Origin of the sequence: Shewanella pneumatophori, from assembly GCF_023283895.1 — a bacterium.
GTDB classification, from domain to species: domain Bacteria; phylum Pseudomonadota; class Gammaproteobacteria; order Enterobacterales; family Shewanellaceae; genus Shewanella; species Shewanella pneumatophori.
Genome location: NZ_JAKILB010000018.1, coordinates 1 through 19569, shown reverse-complemented (window position 1 = coordinate 19569; position 19569 = coordinate 1). Strand labels below are relative to the sequence as shown.

The window sequence follows — 19569 nt, the reverse complement described above, 5'->3', positions numbered from 1 at the left end:
AAAACAATTTTGAGTGAAAGTTATCTCATTCCAGCGGCTGATTTACTGATAGAAGAAGAGATAAAGCATAGTCGCTTTATCTCTTTTCTGTTTCATTGTCAGTCGCTTGAAGATTTGAAGTGTGTACTCACCAACTTGAAGGTGGAGTATCCCGGAGCGAACCATTATTGCTATGCTTTTGTTGCTGGTGCGCCAAGCGATAGCATCAATATAGGTTCAAGTGACGATGGTGAACCTTCAGGTAGTGCAGGTCGACCAATGTTAGCGGCATTGCAAGGTGCCAATATTGGCGAGTTAGGTGCCATAGTTATTCGTTATTTTGGTGGTACCAAACTCGGTGTGGGCGGATTAGTTCGAGCATATAGCTCTGGTATTAAGCAGGCTATCCCACAACTTGAAACGCAGTTAAAGCAGATCCGCTATCCGGCAACGCTAGTGTGTGATTATCATCAACTCAAAGATGTAGAGCATATTTTTGCCCAATATGACGTGGTGATTGATGATAAACAGTTTAGCGACAATATAGTGATTCAATTTGCTATACCGAAAGCGTTTAAGGCGCAGCTAAATATTGATTTGGCGACTATGAGTAAAGGCCAGTTAAAGGCGATATACGCCGAATAATAACTTGTAGATTAATGCCAGCAATTGAAGCGATAAATTTAATAAATTAAGAGTGTTAAGTGCGCGTTAGCTGAACGCGGGTAATGGGAATCAATGCAATATCGAACAATTATAAGAATTACTGGCCTGTTAATGGGGCTGTTTTCTTTATCTTTACTTCCACCGGCGGTCGTTGCTGTTATCTATAAAGATGGCGGCGGTATGGCGTTTATTCAGGCATTTGTATTGTGCTTGATTTTAGGTTTTACGCTTTGGTATCCCAACCGTGCACACCGCAAAGATCTACGTACCAGAGAGGGTTTCTTGCTGGTGGTGTTGTTTTGGGTGGTACTAGGCTCTATTGGTGCGGTGCCATTTATTTTCTCCGGTCAGCCATCGCTGAGCTTAACAGACAGTTTTTTTGAATCCTTCTCCGCGCTTACTACTACTGGTGCCACGGTTATTGTTGGCCTAGACAGCCTACCTAAAGCTATTTTGTTTTATCGACATTTGCTGCAATGGCTAGGCGGTATGGGGATCATTGTATTGGCGGTGGCTATTTTGCCGGTGCTTGGTGTCGGTGGTATGCAGCTGTATCGGGCTGAAATGCCGGGGCCGGTGAAAGACAGTAAGATGACCCCGAGGATTGCCGAAACCGCTAAAGCCCTTTGGTATATCTATTTGGCGCTAACGGTGGCATGTGCTGTCGCTTATTGGCTAGCAGGTATGGATGTGTTTGATGCGATTTGTCACTCATTCTCAACCATTGCCATTGGTGGTTTCTCTACCCATGATGCCAGTATGGGTTACTTTGACAGCCCGACAATCAATATGATTTGTGTGGTATTTTTATTAATTGCCGCACTTAACTTTAGCCTGCATTTTGCCGCATTCTCTCGCCGTGGTATTAACCTTAGAGTCTACTTTAGAGACGCTGAGTTTAAGGTGTTAATTGCTATTCAGTTGGTGCTAACCGCAATCTGTTTTGCAACATTATACGGCTCTGGTATTTACGACTCTGCCGAAGAAACCTTTGATTACGCACTGTTCCAGGCCGTTTCTATTTCTACAACTGCGGGCTTTGGTACCGAGAGTTTCCATGCTTGGCCGCTGTTTTTGCCAATTCTACTTATTTTCTCTAGTTTTATTGGTGGTAGTGGTGGTTCAACTGCTGGTGGTATTAAAGTTATTCGCGTGATTTTGTTGTTACTACAAGGCTCGCGTGAACTTAAGCGTCTAGTACATCCTCGTGGCATGTTCTCTATTCGTATCAGTGGTAATGCACTGCCTGACAGGGTCATTGATGCGGTGTGGGGTTTCTTCTCTGCTTACGCCTTAGTATTTGTAGTTTGTATGCTTATTTTGATGGCGCAAGGCATGGATGCGATTACTGCGTTTAGTGCTACAGCAGCTTGTTTAAATAACTTAGGCCCGGGACTCGGTGAAGTCGCCAGTAACTATGCCAGTATTGGCGATGGTGAAAAGTGGGTGCTATTGTTTGCCATGCTATTTGGTCGTTTAGAGGTGTTTACGCTATTAATTTTGTTTACTCCGACCTTTTGGAAAAACTAAATTAGTGTAAAGATACTTACTAGGACACTAGAGCTAAGCTAGCGTTAATTATTCGCAAGTATATTAATGAACGCTTGGCCAATAGCTGTATGTTGTGCCTAGTAAGACCTAAGTGATAATCGGAAAATCGTAGGAAGTTAATGAGCAATACACTAATAATTTATTCGACGGTTGATGGTCAAACCAAAGCGATTTGCGAGCAAATCAAAAAGATTAACCAAGAGCAAAACGCCACGGTAACTATGGCTTCAGTTGACGAAGCCGATAAGCTCGGCTTAGCGCAATTTGATAAAATCTTGGTGGCGGCAAGTATTCGCTATGGTAAACATAGACCCGAACTTTATCAGTTTATTAATCGTCATCATGCGGTGTTAAATGCCAAGCAAAACGCCTTTTTTACCGTTAATGTTGTGGCACGTAAACCTGAGAAAAATACTCCAGAAACTAACCCCTATATGAAGAAGTTTTTAGAACTCTCTTTATGGCAGCCGCAACAGTTGGCGGTATTTGCGGGTAAGATTGATTACCCTAAATATCGATTATTCGACAAGGTGATGATCCGCTTTATTATGTGGATGACCAAAGGCCCAACAGACACCAGTGGTACCTTTGAATTTACCGATTGGAACAAGGTTGATGAGTTTGGCCGTGCATTTGCCGAACGTTAAAAATTGCCACTATTTAGCATAAGCCTAAAACTAAAAAAGCCTGCGATTAAGCAGGCTTTTTGTTATCTAAGCGTCTAGGCGCAATACTTGCGATGCAGTATTGAAATAACTTCGGTAACTTGCTCATTTTTGAGGGTGTAATAAACCACTTGTGAGCTTTTGCGGGTAGCGACTAAATCTTCAGAGCGCAGAACCGCTAAGTGTTGCGATAGCGCTGACTGGCTTAGAGGCACGGTTTTATTAAGTTCAGTAACACTTAACTCTTTATCTAATAATAAGCACAGGATCATTAATCGATATGGGTTTGCGATAGCTTTAAGCCATTTGGCTGCGCTTTCGGCATTGGTCACCATTGCACTGGCATCGATTTCTTTTTGCATACGATACTTAACTCCATCGCCTTTAATTAGTTTATTCTAATTGAGTTGGACTGCTATAACAATATACTTATAGTTTCTCATTCTCACAATTTTTGATGTTGATAATATGAGCTACACCTAAATTGTGACCCATTAACCTTTAAAAAGTATTAATTGCTGCAACAATGTAGTTAAACAACAAATTCTCTATTGGGATAAAGATGAAATCTGTTCTGGTACTCTATTATTCACGCGGCGGCCATACTGCCAGAATCAGTCGCGCAGTTGCTGAGCATCTCGCTGCGACTGGTCATCAGTGCGATATGATGCACATTAACGAAGCTAAAGCTGAAGGCATAGATTGGGCTAAGTACGATGTTGTAGCACTAGGTGCTTGCGTGCTTTATGGCACGTATCATAAGTCTGTATTTGAGTTTGTTGCCCAGCACCAAGCCCAGTTAAGTGCAAAACCAGCGAGTTTTTTCAGTGTTAACGTTGTCGCTCGCAACCCAGCTAAGCGCGTCCCTGAAAACAATAAATATCTACAAAAGTTTATTGAGTTGTCAGCGTGGAAACCTAACGATGTAAAAGTGATTGCAGGTAAAGTGGATTATCCGTCTTGGCGTTGGTATGACAGAATGATGATCCAGTTGATCATGAAGATCACTGACGGCCCAACTGATCCTAAAGCTGTGATTGATTACACCGACTGGGAAGACGTAAAGGTTTACGCAGATCATTTGGTTAGTTTAGCTAAATAAGCGTACCAATCAAAAAGCCGCACTTGATGCGGCTTTTTTGTGTCTGGCAATCAGGTTTATACTGATTAGTACTTCCAAAAGCTTGGGTGGAACAATACTGCCACCGTTAAAATCTCTAGGCGGCCAAGCAGCATTCCTATCGCTAAAGCCCATTTAGCCACATCTGGTAGAGTTGAAAAGTTACCTGCAGGGCCAATTGTACCGCCAAGTCCCGGGCCAACATTGGTTACCGCGGTAATCGCTCCGGTAAAACTGGTAACTGGATCTAAGCCAGTTAACACCAATACAATTGATAGCAGCACTATCACCATTACAAACAACAGAATAAAGGTCACTAAAGAGCGCACGATATCTTCTTTAATGACGCGTTTATTGTAACGTTCTTTAAATACACCATTGGGATGAAACTGTTGCTTAAGTTGTTCACGCATGATCACGCCAGCAATTTGAAAGCGGAATATTTTTATGCCGCCAGATGTCGAGCCCGAGCAACTGCCGACAAACATTAAAAAGAGAAAGGCAATATTGGCCAAAGCGCCCCAAGCCGTGTAGTCGGTAAGACCATAACCGGTTGTTGTTACGACTGAGACGACATTAAAGCTAGCCAGACGCAGCGCATCGAGCGGATCTATTTCTCTGCTGCTCCATAGCCATAAGGCCAGTGAGCAGGAAACAAAAATTACAAACTTTAAAAAGCCTTTAACTTGCGCATCGTTCCACACTTTTACCGAGCGCTGTTGCACCATATACACAAACATTAACAGCGGTAAGCCGCCGGCTAACATAAATGTGGTGCCAACCCAGTGAGCCTCATTTGAAAAGGCTGCCATTGATTTATCAGAAGTTGAGTAACCCCCCGTTGAAAGGGTCGTCATAGCGTGATTAATGGCTTCAAACCAATTCATACCGCTATTGTGATACGCCAAAAAGCATAAAAAGGTTAGTAGGCAATAAACGATAAATAGGTTTTTGGCCATGTGCTGCGTACGAGGAGTCGTTTTGTCACTCCAGTCCGATGACTCGGTTCTAAATAAACGCATACCACCGACGTTTAAAAAAGGTAGCACAGCCACAGCCATAACGATAAAACCAATGCCGCCCATCCATTGTAGTAGAGAGCGCCAAATTAAAATGCTGTGATCCATGGTATCTAGGCCTGACAGCACCGTTGAGCCTGTTGTGGTGATCCCCGACATGGTTTCAAAGAAAGCGTCGGTATAGTTAATACCGTGGTACAAGGTGAAGGGCATTGCTGCGAATAGGCTTACGATCAGCCAAGTTAGGCTAGTAAGCAGAAACATGTCACGAATATTGAGATGCAAACCGCTGTTTTGGCCTTGATGCATACAAAAACTTGCTGCGCTGCCGGCGACTAACGAGGAGATCATAAATGCGGCAACAGTTTCTTCGCCATAGTAGAGGGCAAAGGCGCCGGGAATTAACATAAACACTGTCAGTGTTGATAAGAAAATGCCCAGAATAAATAGCAGAGGACGATAGTTCAGCATAATAGGTTATACCAATCTAAGTGAGAAGACGCTCAGTGATGAGCCTTTCCTGTAGTTCGGTCGCTAATATTATGTTTGTCCCCTTTTTAATCTTATGTAGCAGACTAAAAAGGGGCAATATTAAGCTTTTATACACCAAGGCGCTTTAAAAGAAGAACGCACTCGGTTGGAACAATTTTTCCACTTCGCCGATAAACTTCTTGTTCACTAAGAAGAGAATGACGTGGTCACCTTGTTCGATAACCGTTTTATCGTGCGCCATGAGTACTTCCTCATCACGCACGATGGCACCAATAGTTGTACCCGGTGGTAGCTTGATTTCACTAATCTGCTTACCAACAACTTTAGACGTATTTGAGTCACCATGAGCAATAGCTTCAATCGCTTCTGCTGCACCACGACGCAATGAATATACGTTACAAATATCACCTTGGCGAATATGAGTTAGCAGGGCAGAAATGGTTGCTTGCTGTGGTGAAATAGCGATATCAATATTGGCTTCTTGCACAATATCAACATAGGCTTCACGCTGAATAAGCACCATAACTTTTTTAGCACCCATGCGTTTAGCCAGTAGCGCAGCCATAATGTTAGCTTCATCATCGTTAGTTACTGCGATAAACACGTCGGTTTGATCGATATGTTCTTCTAGCAGTAACTCTTGGTCAGATGCATCGCCACAAAATACCGTGGTGTTTTCTAGCTTTTCAGACAGTTCTTCAGCACGCTCTTGCTTACGTTCAATCAGTTTGACTGAGTGATTGCGTTGCAACTGCTTGGCTAGCCCTAAACCAATATTACCGCCGCCAGCGATCATAATATTACGGTAAGAGTTATCTAGCTTTTGCATCTCGCTCATTACTGCGCGCACGTGGCGACTGTCGGCAACGAAGAAGACTTCATCATCGGCTTCAATAATAGTGGTACCGCGCGGCATGATAGGGCGACCTTGTCTAAAGATTGCTGCTACCCGGGTATCAATATTTGGCATGTGTTCACGTAATGCCGCCAGAGCATTACCCACAAGTGGGCCACCGTAGTATGCGCGCACAGCGACTAAGCTGAGACGACCTTCGGCAAACTCTAGTACCTGCAATGCACCTGGATATTCAACTAAACGGCCAATGTAGGCGGTAACAAGTTGTTCAGGTGCAATAAGCTCATCAATAATAAAGCCGCCACGAGGACGGTTTTCGGCATGTTTGGTTTCGCTGTCGATAAACAGTTTATCGCGCAGGCCGAGATATTGTTCAGAACGAATTCGGGCAATTTTAGTGGGCGTACCGTAAAGCGAGTAGGCAATTTGGCAGGCTGCCATATTACATTCGTCGCTATTGGTTACTGCAATAAGCATGTCAGCGTCTTCTGCGCCTGCTTCTTTTAATACACTTGGGTGAGCGCCGTGACCTACAATTACGCGTAAATCGTATTTATCTTGTAAGGTGCGTAGGCGGTTTTTGTCGCTATCGACAATGGTGATGTCATTGTTTTCGCCAACTAAGTTTTCAGCTAATGTGCCGCCAACTTGTCCTGCACCCAAAATGATAATTTTCATTGCCGTACTAATCCTTCACTAGGCGAGCGTAATAGAAGCCGTCCATGCTGTTTTGCCCCGGAACAATCTGCCAACCAATATCGCTTGGATTAGCTTGTTCTTCGATAGGAACTAAGGTCGCATCAGGTGTTCTGGCTAAGAATGCGCTGACTTGATCTTTGTTTTCCTGTGGCAAAATCGAACATGTTGCATATAAGAGTGTGCCACCGGGCTTTAACCACTTCCAGCAATGATCGAAAATTTTTGACTGCAGTTGTGCCAACTCTTCGATGTCGTTGTTCTTTCTTAGCCACTTAATATCTGGGTGACGGCGAATAACACCTGTGGCAGAACATGGTGCATCTAGCAAAATACGGTCGAACTTGTCACCTTGCCACCAAGAGTCGATATCGGCTGCGTCGCCATGCACTAGCTCGGCGTTAAGCGACAATCTATCTAAGTTTTGCTGCACACGCTCAAGACGTTTTGCATCAAAATCTACTGCAACGAGTTTGATTTCTGGCGCTAGCTCTAATAAGTGACAGCTTTTACCACCTGGCGCTGCACAAGCATCAAGCACAAGCTCACTGCCTTGCGGCGCTAATAAGGTTGCGGCCCACTGCGCTGCACCATCTTGTACTGATGCGGCACCGGTTTCAAAACCTGGCAGCTGCATAACATCACGCGGGCTGCTCAATAGGATTGAATCTGGGCTATTGCCCGCTTCTGCTTCAATGTCTAACCCAGCTAATGCCTGTAAATAGGTTTCTCTGGTTTGCGATTGTTGGTTGTTGCGTAGCCACATTGGTGGACGCTCATGGCTTTGCTCAATCACGTTTTGCCAGTTGTCTGGATACGCTTCTTTTAGACGCTTAATGATCCATGCTGGCGTGTTGTAGGCCAAGGTGTCGTTGTCAGTTGATAGCGGCTTTTCTTGGCGTTGAATATTGCGTAAAACACCGTTAACCACTTTAACTAAGCCTTCAAACTTTAACTGACGGCATGCTTCAGCTGTTTCAGAAATCGCCGCGTGGCTTGGAATGCGCGTGAAATAAAGCTGGTAGCAACCCACTAGCAAAAGCTGGTGGACGATACGTTGCTTGCCTTTCATCTGCTTGCTCATGCAGTCACTAACTTGCTTATCAAGCTGTGGTAAGTAACGCATTACGCCGTAACAAAGCTCAGCTAGAAGGGCTTTATCTTTGCCGTTATCGAGATTTTTTTGCTGTTCAGGTAAGGCTACTGACAGTGAGATACCTTTTTCTAGCACCTGAAAAACGACCTTGGCGGCCAATGCTCTTAAGTTCATAGCTGATTAAGCCTCTTGATTGTCTGAACTAGCTAGCAAGGTACCTGGTGTAAACCAATCTGCTCTAGAGTTAAGAATATCGGCAACACTGAGCGGTTTTTTACCTGGAAGCTGCATTTGAGTGATGGTTAGCACACCTTCACCGGTAGCAATGCTAATACCGTTTTTATCGGCAGATAAAATAGTGCCAGGCTGTTTTGTGCTTATTTCATCACTAACATGGCTTTGCCATACTTTGATGGTATTGCCTTCATGGTCGTAGTGGCTAACTGGCCAAGGGTTGAACGCACGTATTTCACGCCATAATGCTGCTGCTGGTTTTGACCAATCTAAACGTGCTTCTTCTTTTGACAGCTTTTCTGCGTAATTAGCTAGCGTTTCATCTTGCTTTTCTGCAGGTAAACGGTCTTCTGCAATAGCAGCTAAAGCCTCGACTAGTGCGCTTGGGCCTTGCTCGGCAAGCTTTTCATAAAGCGTGGCTGAAGTATCAGTATCTTCGATTTTTAGCTGAGTTTTTAGCAGCATATCACCGGTATCTAAACCGATATCCATTTGCATAATGGTGACGCCAGTTTCGGTATCACCAGCCCATAATGCACGTTGGATAGGTGCTGCGCCGCGCCAGCGAGGTAAAATTGAACCATGTACATTGATGCAGCCTAGACGAGGAGTGTCGAGTACCACTTTCGGCAAGATTAAGCCGTATGCAACTACCACCATGATGTCGGCGTTGAGTGCAGCAAGTTCTGCTTGGGCATCTTCGTCACGTAGTGACTTAGGTTGATAAACTGCAATGTCATTTTCAAGCGCTAGTGCTTTAACTGGGCTAGCTTGCAGCTTTTTACCACGGCCAGCAGGTCTGTCTGGCTGGGTGTATACCGCAATAACGTTATGCTCTGAATCAATTAGCGCTTGAAGATGGCGTGCAGCAAAGTCTGGCGTTCCTGCAAAAATGACGTTTAATGGTTTCAAAAATTTATCCTTGCTTTGCTTCTAGACGGGCTGCTTTTTCAAGTTTCTGTTTGATGCGCTGACGCTTTAGTGGCGACAGATAGTCGACAAACAATTTACCTGATAAATGGTCTAGCTCATGTTGCAAACAAATAGCGAATAGCTCATCAGCTTCAAGAGTAAATTCTTGGCCGTGGCGATCAAGTGCTTTAATTGTCACAAACTCTGCGCGGTCAACTTTGGCGTATACGCCAGGAACTGACAGACAGCCTTCTTCATTAGTGAATTCGCCACTCTTAGCGATAATCTCAAGATTGATAAACACCTTTGGGCGTTCAACCTCATCTTGTAGATCCATCACGATTAACTGGTGGTGATAGTTAACTTGGGTTGCCGCTAAACCTATGCCTTTTTCTTCATACATGGTTTCGAACATATCGTCGATTTGTGTTTGAAGTGCGTCGTTAAACTCTGTAATTGGCTTAGCAACTGTGCGTAATCTTTCGTCTGGAAATTGTAAAACTTTTAGTAAACTCATACCTAAACTCTTAACAAGTCTGTCAAATTTGAGCCAGTTAGTTATACTGACTTTTGCTAATGGCTCAATTTTAGTCGTTAGCGGCATTCAATAACAGCAAAAGCTCTATTTATACTTTAATAAAAGAGCAATTAGCATGGATACCCTGATGAAACGGTTAATATTACTAGCTTCACTTATATTTGGTTGTACTTCTGCTTTCGCTGACACCTTGACGCTAAAGTCTGGTCATCCTGACTCTTATGTAGTTAAGAAAGGCGATACTTTGTGGGATATATCCGCCGCATTCTTAAATGATCCATGGCGCTGGCCTAAACTGTGGGGCGTTAATCCTCAAGTTGCGAATCCGCATTTAATCTATCCTGGCGATAAACTTACCTTGGTTTTTATTGACGGTGAACCACGCCTTGTTATGAAACCACATATAAGAAAGAGCCCTGAAGGACGGGTATCAGCCAAAGATGGTGCGATCCCCGCGATAGATTTATCGTTAATTCAGCCTTATTTGCTGCAAAATCGTGTTGTTGATGCCGATTGGTTTGAGTTGCAGCCGAAAGTGATGGCCGGTGAAAGCCCATCAAAATTCCATGTCATGTCAGACATCATTTATGTGCAAGGTGAACTTGCCGTCGGCACTAAGCTTGGGGTGTATGCTCAAGGACGCAGCTTTAAAAATAGCGATGGTGAAAACCTTGGTTTAGAAGTCATTCTTTCTGCGTCGGGCAGGGTGGTTGAATCGGGTGCGGTTTCTAAAGTTAAATTATTAAGTAATTTGCGCGAAACGGAAGCGGGTTACCATGTTTTACCTATAGAAGATGATTCGTTGATGTCTGCCTACTTTATGCCGCGAGCCTCGCAGCTTACTGAGCCTGCAACTGTGCTGGCTTCTGGCAAAGATACTCGCGCGATGGGCAAACTGGATGTTGTTTACCTCGACAGAGGTGCTAACGATGGCGTGGCAACGGGAGATGTATTTTCAATTTTCAAAGACGGTAAGGTTGTGGTGATAGATGGTGACGGCACACCTGTACAGCCTTATGAGCGCAATCGATACGAAAAAATTCTCGCTAATTTGTCATCAGATAGCGCTGTTAAAATGCCAGACTTATACCGTGGTGAGTTAATGGTATTTAAGGTGTTTGATAAAACTAGCATGGCAATTATTTTGGTTAATGAACGACCAGTGAGAGTGGCTGATAAGCTGACCAGTCCGAATCCGGCTAGCGTCAGTGAATAAATAAGCTAATGTTAAGTTAGTTTATGGTCGGTATTGCGAGCAGTAATGCCAAGAATTCAAGGATGAATTATCAACAATACACTTGTCGATTGGCTAGTTGTATCGGCTACACCCGGGCTAGGGCCTGCTCGGGTTAAGCAATTACTCAATCATATGGATGTGGCAGAGTTAAAACAAAGGCTAGTACATGAACCACAAGCGCTACCTCTGCCTGAGTCACTTCTAAGAACACGTTTTACTCCTGATCACGCTTTGGTTGAGGCCGCATTAGCTTGGCAGCAAAAGGCTGACAATCATCATCTGATCTGCCTCGGTGATTCTCTTTACCCACCATTACTAAAACAGATCAATGACCCTCCAGCAGTGTTGTTTTTAAAAGGTCACATTAATACGTTACTGTTACCTAGTATTGCCGTTGTTGGTAGTCGTAACGCTACCCTTGGCGGTAAAAAAGTGGCTTATGAATTAAGTGAACAACTGGCTGCACGCGGTATCTGTGTAACGAGTGGTATGGCGTTAGGCATAGATGGGGTAGCTCACCAAGCGGCAATCGATAGCGCTAAAGCCAGTATTGCGGTTTTAGGTACAGGAGCCGAGGTTATTTACCCTAAGCGCCATCGCAGTATTTACCACGATATTCAGAATGAAGGCTGTCTATTAACTGAGTTCTGGCCTGATGTTAAGCCGTTCGCGGGCAATTTCCCAAAACGTAACCGCATCATTAGTGGCTTAACTATGGGGACATTAGTGGTTGAAGCGAGCGTAAAAAGTGGCTCACTGATTACCGCGCGGTTAGCTGGTGAGCAGGGGCGTGAGGTTTTTGCCATTCCGGGAAGTGTGCTTAGCGGACAAAGTGAAGGCTGCCACAAGTTATTGCGTGAGGGGGCCAAGTTGGTTGAGTCGGTGGCTGATATTTTGGAAGAAGTTAACGCTTTATCAAGTTATCACCTTGAAGAATTAAAAGCGTGTCACCATATAGGGGGGGAAAGCGCCTCTGATTTGCCATTTTCCTCGCTGTTAGCTAGTGTAGGCTATGAGACTACGACAATTGATGACGTAGTTGAGCATAGTGGAAAAACCATAGAGCTAGTATTGGAGCAATTGCTTGAACTCGAGCTGCAGGGTTGGATTACTGCAGTCCCTGGTGGTTACATAAGATTAAAGAGGAGCTAGCCATGTTTGATATCCTCATGTATTTATTTGAAAACTATGTTCACAGTGAAGTCGAACTTCTAGTCGATGAAGACGAACTCACCAAAGAACTTACTCGCGCAGGATTTCACCAAAGTGAAATCATTAAGGCACTGTCTTGGTTAGAGCATTTAGCTGATCTACAAGAAGCAGGCACGCCTTATCTTTGTAATCACGATCAGCATTCGTTCCGTATTTACACTACAGCCGAGATGGAAAAAATTGACGTCGAAAGTCGTGGTTTTTTACTGTTTTTAGAGCAAATCAAAGTGCTAAGTGTTGAGACTCGTGAAATGGTTATTGATCGAGTGATGGAAATTGACGAGCCAACATTAAATCTAGACGACTTAAAATGGGTAATCCTAATGGTGTTATTTAATGCACCAGGTCATGAGTCGGCTTATGAACAGATGGAAGATCTGATCTTTGAGCAACCAGATGGACGCCTGCACTCATAGTGTTCATATGTTTTTAAAAAAGAAAGGAGGCCTAAGCCTCCTTTTTGGTGTCTGGCGATAAATGTTCCATACATTTATTCGCATTTCCTCTATCCCTAGAGGTCAGAACACTTATGTCAATTTGCCATGGGTGGATACTAATTGGCATTGTACCTAGCACTTAAAACTTCAAATGGTTCTCACCATGAGCTAAATGTTGTGGCTGTAAGTAATCACGGTAGTCGTAACGCCCTTGCTTATGCAGTCTTGGCTTAGTGCTAGCCTCTGTGTCATCAAACGCATCGACCTGCACTGTTAGCCAGTTGGCAAACTGTGCTTGGTGCGAGGTTAGCGACTGCATGAGTTGCTCATAACCCTCAAAGTAGTCAGTCTTTAGATATTGGCTTAACTGCACAAAATCTTGGTGGTGGTTTTCGGCTAAAAAGCGAATTGCCATATAGCTCCACTTATAGGTTCTATCTTGGCCATCTTTATATTCGGTGGCAAAAATCTCCTCTAGAGTTGGCGCCTCTTTTATATCTCGCTTAATAACCCGTAGTGCTGACGGATTGTTATCTCCTTTAGACACGTACTCAGCTAGACCTTCTGACCACCACACCATTTTGGCTGGGAAGTGGCCAAAACCTGCGTATTTAACGAAGTGGCCATCTAAGTAGTGCACATATTCGTGGTTAAGATTCCAAACCTTAAATTCGGGCTCAATCCACCATTGGCGGTAAGCAAAGAATGTGGCTTGGTTGCCAGGCTTTGATGGCGTGCCTTCAATATACATGCCGCCGTTATCGGTATTAATATCGAAAATTAATTGACCATAAAGGTGGTATTGGCTCCAGTTTTTAAATGCGACCACTCGAAGGGCTGTATTGAAGTCATTTGCTGTGGGTTTTAGTTCTGTTTCCAACAGGTTGTGGAAACTTGATTCTTGCGAAGTTAGCTTAGTGCAACTCTCTGCTAGCTCTTGTTCATTTAAATCTTGGGTTAATATAAATAGCGAGTCTGAGCAGTGATGTTCTATTGGCAGGGCTGTTTTTAACTCAGGTATACGGCAAATATCGCTATTGGTTTCGCACAGCTCTTGGCCGCCAAATACGTTAACATGAAAGCCTGCGGTGTAGGTGTCTTTCGCTGCATATCCACGTTCAGCAACATCTGCTTTGGCGATCGCTGCGACTGCGTTATCTATTGCAAGCTCTTGCTCTGTTGGCTGGCCATCTTCTGATGATGGCAGTGATAAACGGTATAAGGCTAATGCCCAATAGGCATTGCTGCGCGGCCAGTCGCTACCAAAACGAATACTAGCTGGGCTTGCTGCAAAAGCTAATAGTGGCGAATCGAGATCGGCACTAATCAAAACCTTGTTTAGCTCGCCATCCATATCTTTACGGGCTTTGTTGAGTAAGAAACCATAGGCCTTCAGTGTTTCTAATAAACCATAGTCATTCGTTGAATTAGCCGGTGATACTGCAAGTTGTTGTAGTTGAATACCTAGCTGCGGTAGAAGTGGCTTTAAGGTCAATGCTGCATCATTATTCGCGAAGTAACGATATAGGGTTACGGCATATTGCTCTTGCAGGCGTGGTTGACTATCTAGTTGGCCAGAGTTTGCTAGTTGGGCCAATGCTGTGGCTAAAGCAGTTATCTCTTTGTCGGTTAGCTCGTCAGTGGGTCCGTAATAACTAAAAGCACGAAAATAGTAGAGGAGTTGATCCACTGTATCGACATTTTCAGTGGCAGCGAGTGCAATGCTGGCCTGCATAAATGTATCTTTAGTTAATAGTGGGTTTTGCGCGTTAAATAAATCTGCTTCAGAGGTTGAGCTGATTTGGCTAATAATTTGTGGATCGGCAGTTTGCGGTACAGTGTTGCTACAAGCTGAAAGCGTAACCAATAGAGTCGCTATAATTGTAGTAGAGAGCTTCGAGGGTGAGGTCATTGTTATTCCCTTATATTTGTCCTTTGCTTTATTGGATACAATATATCATCACCTTTTACTAAATTCTAACATTGGAATATAAAACTTAGCCAATTCCTTGGTAGAATAGCGCGATATAGATGAATTGAGACAATCATGGCGAAAATAGATCAGCAACTGTTTACTACTCACGAGCACGCTCTTGAAAAAGAGTTTGAGCTTTGCCCTAAATGTGGCTGCGAGTTGTCGGTAAAAAATAGTAAGCACGGTGGTTTTATTGGCTGTAACAATTACCCAAGTTGTGACTATACAAGACCTTTAGTTCAGCATGAGTCGATTGAAACACAAGTGATACAAGGTTCTGTTTGCCCTGACTGCGGTAGCGAACTGGCGGTAAAGTCAGGGCGTTTCGGTATTTTTATTGGCTGCACTAATTATCCAGAGTGCCACCATATAGAAAAGCATGACCAAGTGAATACAGCAGACGAGATCCCTTGTCCAAAATGTAAAACAGGCCATATAGAACATCGCACTAGCCGCTTTGGTAAATCGTTTTATGCGTGTAGCGCTTATCCTAAGTGCAAGTTTTTAGTTAACTACCCACCTCGTGCAGAATCATGTCCTGATTGTGGCTTTGGTATTCTAGTCGAGCGTAAAGGCGCCGCGGGTATGCGCTTAGAGTGTCCTGAAAAGGCCTGTAAGTATAAGCGTCCAGTTTAAAGCTGTTGTTTTCGTAAATTACACTGCTTATATAAGATAAAGAGAGACCAATGTTAGAAGTATTACCTGCTGATGTAGCTGACCTAATTGAACAAGGTGGCGTAATCGCCTATCCAACTGAAGCTGTATATGGTTTAGGTTGTGACCCTGATAATAATGATGCCATAGAGCAGTTACTACAGATCAAACAGCGTCCTTGGCAGAAAGGCTTGATTCTAGTGGCCGGTGATTACCAGCAACTCACGCCTTATATTGATGAATCACAACTAACGGCAGAACAATTACAGTTTGCTAAGAGTAAGTGGCCAGGGCCGTTTACTTTTATTATGCCTGTTAAGCCGGGCTTGTCTCAGTTACTCAGTGGTAGTTTTGATTCCATTGCTGTACGCGTTACTGCACATGAAGGTGTAAAAGAGCTGTGTGCTGCTATCAACAAACCTATTGTGTCGACCAGTGCAAACTTGTCAGGTCAAGATCCTGCGCTATCGGCGTTAAGCATAAAACAACAATTTACCGGCATTATTGCAGGTTTAGTAAAAGGTGAGCTAGGAACCCAAGCGTCACCATCAACGATTATTGATGCCAAAACTGGCACCATTTTAAGACAAGGTTAATCAGCCGCTATAAAAAGGAATAATATGAGCACACCAGATCCTGCAGTAGTAAAAGCTTTCTTACTCGATCTTCAAAACCGCATTTGTAATGGATTAGAAGCCTTAGACGGCGCAGCAACATTTGCAGAAGACTCTTGGAAACGTGAAGAGGGCGGTGGTGGACAAAGCCGCGTGCTAACCGGTGGTGCTGTATTTGAACAAGCTGGCGTAAACTTTTCTCATGTTACTGGCGCTTCTATGCCGGCATCGGCAACGGCGCATCGTCCTGAGCTTGCTGGCCGCAGTTTTGAAGCCATGGGAGTGTCATTAGTTATTCACCCTAATAACCCGCATATACCAACAACCCACGCTAACGTGCGTTTTTTTATTGCTAATAAAGAAGGTGCGGATCCTGTGTGGTGGTTTGGTGGCGGCTTTGATTTAACACCTTACTATCCATACTTAGAGGATGTTGTGGAGTGGCACCAAAGTGCAAAATCGTTGTGCGAACCATTTGGTGACGAGGCTTACCCTAAGTATAAGCAGTGGTGTGATGAATACTTTTGGTTGCCACACCGTAATGAAACTCGCGGCGTAGGTGGCTTGTTCTTTGATGATCTCAACAAACACGGTTTCGAACAGAGCTTTGCCTTTATGCAAGCGGTAGGAAATGGTTTCTTAACTGCTTACGCACCAATTGTTGAACGCCGTAAAGATACGGCATACGGCGAGCGCGAGCGTCAATTCCAGCTTTATCGTCGTGGTCGCTACGTTGAGTTCAATCTAGTATATGACCGTGGCACCTTATTTGGTCTACAAACCGGTGGCCGTACTGAATCTATTTTAATGTCGATGCCGCCACTAGTTCGCTGGGAATATGCTTATACACCAGAAGCGGGCTGTCCAGAGTCACTATTGTATAGTGACTTCCTTAAACCAAGAGATTGGTTAAGCCTATAAGTCATTTACATCGTCATCTGGCTGAAACCAATAATACTTGGCTATTATTGGTTTCGCATATGGTCAGCCAATGTTGATATGGCGCTATAAATGGCTTGCTGGTGTTGCAGCTCTTTCACTTCTAATTCAATCGCCGCCTTCATGCATAGTAGCCACTGATCTCGCATAGCTTCATCGACTTTAAACGGCATGTGTCTGGCTCGTAGTGCTGGATGGCCATGTTTCTGCTGATACAACTGTGGCCCGCCAAGCCAACCACTTAAAAATTCAAATAACTTCTGTTCAGACTCTTCAATTGGCGCTCTATGAATCGCGAGTAACTCTTGAGTCGCTGGGTTGCTTTGCATCTGAGCGTAGAACTGATGAGCAATCGCGCGAATAACCGGTTCACCACCGATACGGTCATAGGCATTAGATTGATTTGGATCTCTGTCTTGTGAGCTATTTTGATTACTACTCTGTTTACCAATAATTTTTTTAAACCAATTCATTTAATTGCTCTACTACTCAATTGTTTATTTCTATACCTGTAATGCCCAGTTTAACGAGTAATGGATTAGCGCTGCAAACCGTTGCTGAAATTGCAAAGCTGAAAATAACTCCAATAGAAGCGATTGCCTCGCTGACAATCCGAGTTACACTGTCATTTTTCGGGGCAAAGAGATCTAAGCATGACTGAACGATACGCAGTATTTGGTAACCCTATTGGCCACAGTAAGTCGCCTAAAATACACGCCATGTTTGCTCAAGATACGGCTCAGTCGCTAACTTATGAAGCCATTTTAGCGCCGGTAGACGAGTTTGCTGCAAGCTTTAAAGAGTTTGTTAGCAGTAATGGTCGTGGTGCTAACGTTACAGTGCCATTTAAAGAGCAAGCGTTTGCTTTGTGTGACGAGCTTAGTGAGCAAGCAAAGCTTGCTGGTGCAGTGAATACTTTATCTGTAATGGCTAATGGTGAGGTGCGCGGTGACAATACTGATGGTTTAGGTCTAGTTAGTGATTTAGAAAGAAACCTTGGCAGTTTAGCTGGGCTTAATGTCCTGCTTGTTGGTGCTGGTGGTGCGGCAAGAGGCTGTGTGTTACCGCTATTACAAGCAGGTATTGCAAAACTAACTATCGTTAACCGAACTCAAACTAAGGCGGAAACATTAGCAAGTCTGTTTGCGCCTTTTGGTAACGTGGATGTATTACCGATAGAACATAGTGGCCAAAGCTATGATTTAATTATTAACTCAACCTCTTCAAGCTTAACTGGCGATGTGCCTAACATCAGTATCAATACCATTACGCTAAAAACAGTTTGCTACGATATGATGTATGGCAAAGAGCCTACAGCATTTAATCTTTGGGCCGCAGCGCAGGGCGCGAGTCAGACGATAGATGGTTTAGGCATGTTGGTTGGCCAAGCCGCAGAAAGTTTCAATATTTGGCGCAACGTTAAGCCAAGCGTTGAGCCGGTATTAACTCAGTTACGAGCTGAATTGTAATTTCAAAAAGTTTGAGATAGACATGAACCAAAGTATTTTATTCCCAGATCTACAAGATTGGGACCCACAAACACAAACTGTAGTCTTTCCTGTACAAGTGCAGGGGGCAAACATTGAATGCCGTATTAGTCTAAATAAACTAACCCAGCTTTCATCTGCCACGTTTGAACAAGATAGCGATGAACTTGAGGCTAGCGCTTTAGCTGTATTTGATGAATACCGTTTTGATATAGAAGAAGAGGTTGAAATGCTCATCGAACAAGATACATTCGACGAGCAGGGAAGAATCGCACTTATCTAAATATAAGCTATTCGCCTTCTAGCAAATACTCATTCTTGAGTCTGACATAGTTGTCAGCGGATTGCGGTAAAAAGGCGAGTTCAGCATCTGTTAGCGGTCTAGCTTGTTTCGCTGGGCTGCCGACATAAAGAAAACCACTCTTAAGTACTTTTCCTGGCGGCACTAACGAGCCCGCACCTAAAATCACATCATCTTCTAATATCGCACCGTCAAGAATGATTGCGCCCATACCTACCAAAATACGATTACCGACTTGGCAACCGTGTAACATCGCTTTATGCCCAATAGTGACGTCATCACCAATAATCAAAGGGTGGCCTTCAGGTAAAGCAGCAGATTTTCTAGTTACATGTAAAACGCTACCATCTTGGATATTGGAACGTTTACCTATATAGATGTGGTTTACATCCCCACGCACTGCAACTAAAGGCCAAACACTGGCATCATCATCGAGCGTGATATCGCCGACTAAAACAGCTGCCTCGTCGATATAAACACTTTTCTTAAGTGTAGGGACGACACCTTTATAGGATCGTAGCGAGTTATTGTTTCTAGAGTTTGGCATCTAAAAGTCCTAATTATGGTGTTTTTAGCATTATAAAGCTTAAAAAGTGGCTAGTCAGTGGGTTTTGTGAGCAAACGATTATAAAAGTTCGATTTTATTTACAATTGCCCTTGCGCTTTAATCTCACATCCCTATAATGCGCATCCACTGACACGGCACAGCAGGCCAACTACCCAGCGTTAAGCTAGATAGAACGGGACTTGCAGCGGCGTTAGAGAGATTAACTTCTAAGGAAATTAGCCTCAGGTGACAATCGCTTTAGAAGCTCAATTAGATGGTTATTAACACGAGAGTGTATAAAGAATCATCGCTTGAAAAACTTCTTAAAATAAGCGCTTGACG

The 19569-nt window shown here is 43.8% G+C and carries 21 protein-coding genes; 12 read left to right on the top strand and 9 right to left on the bottom strand.

All coding sequences use genetic code 11. From position 1 onward, the window contains the following. Positions 1 to 9 precede the first annotated feature (9 nt). The 3 genes from L2740_RS19550 (at position 10) to hemG (L2740_RS19540) (ending at position 2843) form a co-directional block, all read left to right on the top strand. On the top strand, positions 10 to 624 hold the full coding sequence (locus L2740_RS19550) for a YigZ family protein (RefSeq protein ID WP_248951723.1): 615 nt from the start codon (positions 10 to 12) through the stop codon (positions 622 to 624). 93 nt (positions 625 to 717) lie between these two features. Further along, a complete protein-coding gene (locus L2740_RS19545) occupies positions 718 to 2175 on the top strand; it encodes a TrkH family potassium uptake protein (RefSeq protein ID WP_248472096.1) in 1458 nt (485 codons plus the stop codon). Positions 2176 to 2315: 140 nt separating this feature from the next. Next, the gene (gene hemG, locus L2740_RS19540) at positions 2316 to 2843 is read left to right on the top strand and encodes a menaquinone-dependent protoporphyrinogen IX dehydrogenase (RefSeq protein WP_248472095.1); all 528 of its coding nucleotides are present in this window, start codon (positions 2316 to 2318) and stop codon (positions 2841 to 2843) included. Between the two features lie 74 nt (positions 2844 to 2917). On the opposite strand, the gene L2740_RS19535 is transcribed toward hemG (L2740_RS19540), so the two are convergent. Then, positions 2918 to 3223: an ArsR/SmtB family transcription factor gene (locus L2740_RS19535; RefSeq protein ID WP_248472094.1), complete on the bottom strand. Its 306-nt coding sequence runs from the start codon at positions 3221 to 3223 to the stop codon at positions 2918 to 2920. Between the two features lie 200 nt (positions 3224 to 3423). Between L2740_RS19535 and hemG (L2740_RS19530) the strand changes: the two genes are divergently transcribed. Then, positions 3424 to 3963: a menaquinone-dependent protoporphyrinogen IX dehydrogenase gene (hemG, locus tag L2740_RS19530; protein WP_248951722.1), complete on the top strand. Its 540-nt coding sequence runs from the start codon at positions 3424 to 3426 to the stop codon at positions 3961 to 3963. 65 nt (positions 3964 to 4028) lie between these two features. On the opposite strand, the gene L2740_RS19525 is transcribed toward hemG (L2740_RS19530), so the two are convergent. The 5 genes from L2740_RS19525 to def all read right to left on the bottom strand — a co-directional run bounded on the left by L2740_RS19525 (position 4029) and on the right by def (position 9803). Beyond that, positions 4029 to 5471, bottom strand: a complete 1443-nt coding sequence (locus L2740_RS19525; RefSeq protein WP_248951721.1) for a TrkH family potassium uptake protein — start codon at positions 5469 to 5471, stop codon at positions 4029 to 4031. A 145-nt stretch (positions 5472 to 5616) separates the two neighbouring features. Then, positions 5617 to 7026 (bottom strand): Trk system potassium transporter TrkA, encoded by a 1410-nt coding sequence (trkA, locus tag L2740_RS19520; RefSeq protein WP_248472091.1) that lies wholly within the window; start codon positions 7024 to 7026, stop codon positions 5617 to 5619. Positions 7027 to 7033: 7 nt separating this feature from the next. Continuing rightward, positions 7034 to 8314 carry a 16S rRNA (cytosine(967)-C(5))-methyltransferase RsmB gene (rsmB, locus tag L2740_RS19515; protein ID WP_248951720.1) on the bottom strand — a complete coding sequence of 427 codons (1281 nt, stop codon included), beginning with the start codon at positions 8312 to 8314 and terminating at the stop codon, positions 7034 to 7036. Positions 8315 to 8320: 6 nt separating this feature from the next. Continuing rightward, a complete protein-coding gene (fmt, locus tag L2740_RS19510) occupies positions 8321 to 9286 on the bottom strand; it encodes a methionyl-tRNA formyltransferase (RefSeq protein WP_248951719.1) in 966 nt (321 codons plus the stop codon). Positions 9287 to 9290: 4 nt separating this feature from the next. Beyond that, positions 9291 to 9803 (bottom strand): peptide deformylase, encoded by a 513-nt coding sequence (gene def / locus L2740_RS19505; protein WP_248951718.1) that lies wholly within the window; start codon positions 9801 to 9803, stop codon positions 9291 to 9293. Positions 9804 to 9939: 136 nt separating this feature from the next. On the opposite strand from def, the gene L2740_RS19500 reads away from it, so the two are divergent. The 3 genes from L2740_RS19500 to L2740_RS19490 all read left to right on the top strand — a co-directional run bounded on the left by L2740_RS19500 (position 9940) and on the right by L2740_RS19490 (position 12689). Continuing rightward, entirely contained in the window at positions 9940 to 11040 is a 1101-nt protein-coding gene (locus L2740_RS19500; protein WP_248951717.1) for a LysM peptidoglycan-binding domain-containing protein, read from the top strand. Between the two features lie 153 nt (positions 11041 to 11193). Then, a complete protein-coding gene (gene dprA, locus L2740_RS19495; RefSeq protein ID WP_248951716.1) occupies positions 11194 to 12213 on the top strand; it encodes a DNA-processing protein DprA in 1020 nt (339 codons plus the stop codon). A 2-nt stretch (positions 12214 to 12215) separates the two neighbouring features. Then, a complete protein-coding gene (locus tag L2740_RS19490; protein WP_248951715.1) occupies positions 12216 to 12689 on the top strand; it encodes a DUF494 family protein in 474 nt (157 codons plus the stop codon). Positions 12690 to 12849: 160 nt separating this feature from the next. On the opposite strand, the gene L2740_RS19485 is transcribed toward L2740_RS19490, so the two are convergent. Further along, positions 12850 to 14622 carry a collagenase gene (locus tag L2740_RS19485; RefSeq protein ID WP_248951714.1) on the bottom strand — a complete coding sequence of 591 codons (1773 nt, stop codon included), beginning with the start codon at positions 14620 to 14622 and terminating at the stop codon, positions 12850 to 12852. A 135-nt stretch (positions 14623 to 14757) separates the two neighbouring features. On the opposite strand from L2740_RS19485, the gene L2740_RS19480 reads away from it, so the two are divergent. From L2740_RS19480 to hemF, 3 genes are read left to right on the top strand one after another with little or no spacing between them, the layout of a single operon-like run. After that, on the top strand, positions 14758 to 15321 hold the full coding sequence (locus L2740_RS19480; protein ID WP_248951713.1) for a DNA topoisomerase family protein: 564 nt from the start codon (positions 14758 to 14760) through the stop codon (positions 15319 to 15321). Positions 15322 to 15371: 50 nt separating this feature from the next. Further along, positions 15372 to 15935 (top strand): L-threonylcarbamoyladenylate synthase type 1 TsaC, encoded by a 564-nt coding sequence (gene tsaC / locus L2740_RS19475; protein ID WP_248951712.1) that lies wholly within the window; start codon positions 15372 to 15374, stop codon positions 15933 to 15935. Between the two features lie 24 nt (positions 15936 to 15959). Continuing rightward, the gene (hemF, locus tag L2740_RS19470; RefSeq protein WP_248951711.1) at positions 15960 to 16874 is read left to right on the top strand and encodes an oxygen-dependent coproporphyrinogen oxidase; all 915 of its coding nucleotides are present in this window, start codon (positions 15960 to 15962) and stop codon (positions 16872 to 16874) included. Between the two features lie 44 nt (positions 16875 to 16918). Here the strand turns inward: hemF and L2740_RS19465 are convergent, their stop codons facing one another. After that, positions 16919 to 17365 carry a group II truncated hemoglobin gene (locus tag L2740_RS19465; RefSeq protein ID WP_248951710.1) on the bottom strand — a complete coding sequence of 149 codons (447 nt, stop codon included), beginning with the start codon at positions 17363 to 17365 and terminating at the stop codon, positions 16919 to 16921. Positions 17366 to 17545: 180 nt separating this feature from the next. On the opposite strand from L2740_RS19465, the gene aroE reads away from it, so the two are divergent. After that, positions 17546 to 18361 (top strand): shikimate dehydrogenase, encoded by an 816-nt coding sequence (gene aroE / locus L2740_RS19460; protein ID WP_248951709.1) that lies wholly within the window; start codon positions 17546 to 17548, stop codon positions 18359 to 18361. 22 nt (positions 18362 to 18383) lie between these two features. Continuing rightward, entirely contained in the window at positions 18384 to 18662 is a 279-nt protein-coding gene (locus L2740_RS19455; RefSeq protein ID WP_248951708.1) for a DUF1488 family protein, read from the top strand. 7 nt (positions 18663 to 18669) lie between these two features. On the opposite strand, the gene L2740_RS19450 is transcribed toward L2740_RS19455, so the two are convergent. Continuing rightward, positions 18670 to 19227, bottom strand: a complete 558-nt coding sequence (locus tag L2740_RS19450) for a gamma carbonic anhydrase family protein (RefSeq protein ID WP_248951707.1) — start codon at positions 19225 to 19227, stop codon at positions 18670 to 18672. Between the last annotated feature and the right edge of the window lie 342 nt (positions 19228 to 19569).

What these genes read in the sequence shown, in the direction of transcription:
- L2740_RS19545 (WP_248472096.1), top strand. Translation starts at nt 718, where the DNA reads ATGCAATATCGAACAATTATAAGAATTACTGGCCTGTTAATGGGGCTG.
- hemG (WP_248472095.1), top strand. Translation starts at nt 2,316, where the DNA reads ATGAGCAATACACTAATAATTTATTCGACGGTTGATGGTCAAACCAAA.
- L2740_RS19535 (WP_248472094.1), bottom strand. Translation starts at nt 3,223, where the DNA reads ATGCAAAAAGAAATCGATGCCAGTGCAATGGTGACCAATGCCGAAAGC.
- hemG (WP_248951722.1), top strand. Translation starts at nt 3,424, where the DNA reads ATGAAATCTGTTCTGGTACTCTATTATTCACGCGGCGGCCATACTGCC.
- L2740_RS19525 (WP_248951721.1), bottom strand. Translation starts at nt 5,471, where the DNA reads ATGCTGAACTATCGTCCTCTGCTATTTATTCTGGGCATTTTCTTATCA.
- trkA (WP_248472091.1), bottom strand. Translation starts at nt 7,026, where the DNA reads ATGAAAATTATCATTTTGGGTGCAGGACAAGTTGGCGGCACATTAGCT.
- rsmB (WP_248951720.1), bottom strand. Translation starts at nt 8,314, where the DNA reads ATGAACTTAAGAGCATTGGCCGCCAAGGTCGTTTTTCAGGTGCTAGAA.
- def (WP_248951718.1), bottom strand. Translation starts at nt 9,803, where the DNA reads ATGAGTTTACTAAAAGTTTTACAATTTCCAGACGAAAGATTACGCACA.
- L2740_RS19500 (WP_248951717.1), top strand. Translation starts at nt 9,940, where the DNA reads ATGGATACCCTGATGAAACGGTTAATATTACTAGCTTCACTTATATTT.
- dprA (WP_248951716.1), top strand. Translation starts at nt 11,194, where the DNA reads ATGGATGTGGCAGAGTTAAAACAAAGGCTAGTACATGAACCACAAGCG.
- L2740_RS19490 (WP_248951715.1), top strand. Translation starts at nt 12,216, where the DNA reads ATGTTTGATATCCTCATGTATTTATTTGAAAACTATGTTCACAGTGAA.
- L2740_RS19485 (WP_248951714.1), bottom strand. Translation starts at nt 14,622, where the DNA reads ATGACCTCACCCTCGAAGCTCTCTACTACAATTATAGCGACTCTATTG.
- L2740_RS19480 (WP_248951713.1), top strand. Translation starts at nt 14,758, where the DNA reads ATGGCGAAAATAGATCAGCAACTGTTTACTACTCACGAGCACGCTCTT.
- tsaC (WP_248951712.1), top strand. Translation starts at nt 15,372, where the DNA reads ATGTTAGAAGTATTACCTGCTGATGTAGCTGACCTAATTGAACAAGGT.
- hemF (WP_248951711.1), top strand. Translation starts at nt 15,960, where the DNA reads ATGAGCACACCAGATCCTGCAGTAGTAAAAGCTTTCTTACTCGATCTT.
- L2740_RS19465 (WP_248951710.1), bottom strand. Translation starts at nt 17,365, where the DNA reads ATGAATTGGTTTAAAAAAATTATTGGTAAACAGAGTAGTAATCAAAAT.
- aroE (WP_248951709.1), top strand. Translation starts at nt 17,546, where the DNA reads ATGACTGAACGATACGCAGTATTTGGTAACCCTATTGGCCACAGTAAG.
- L2740_RS19455 (WP_248951708.1), top strand. Translation starts at nt 18,384, where the DNA reads ATGAACCAAAGTATTTTATTCCCAGATCTACAAGATTGGGACCCACAA.
- L2740_RS19450 (WP_248951707.1), bottom strand. Translation starts at nt 19,227, where the DNA reads ATGCCAAACTCTAGAAACAATAACTCGCTACGATCCTATAAAGGTGTC.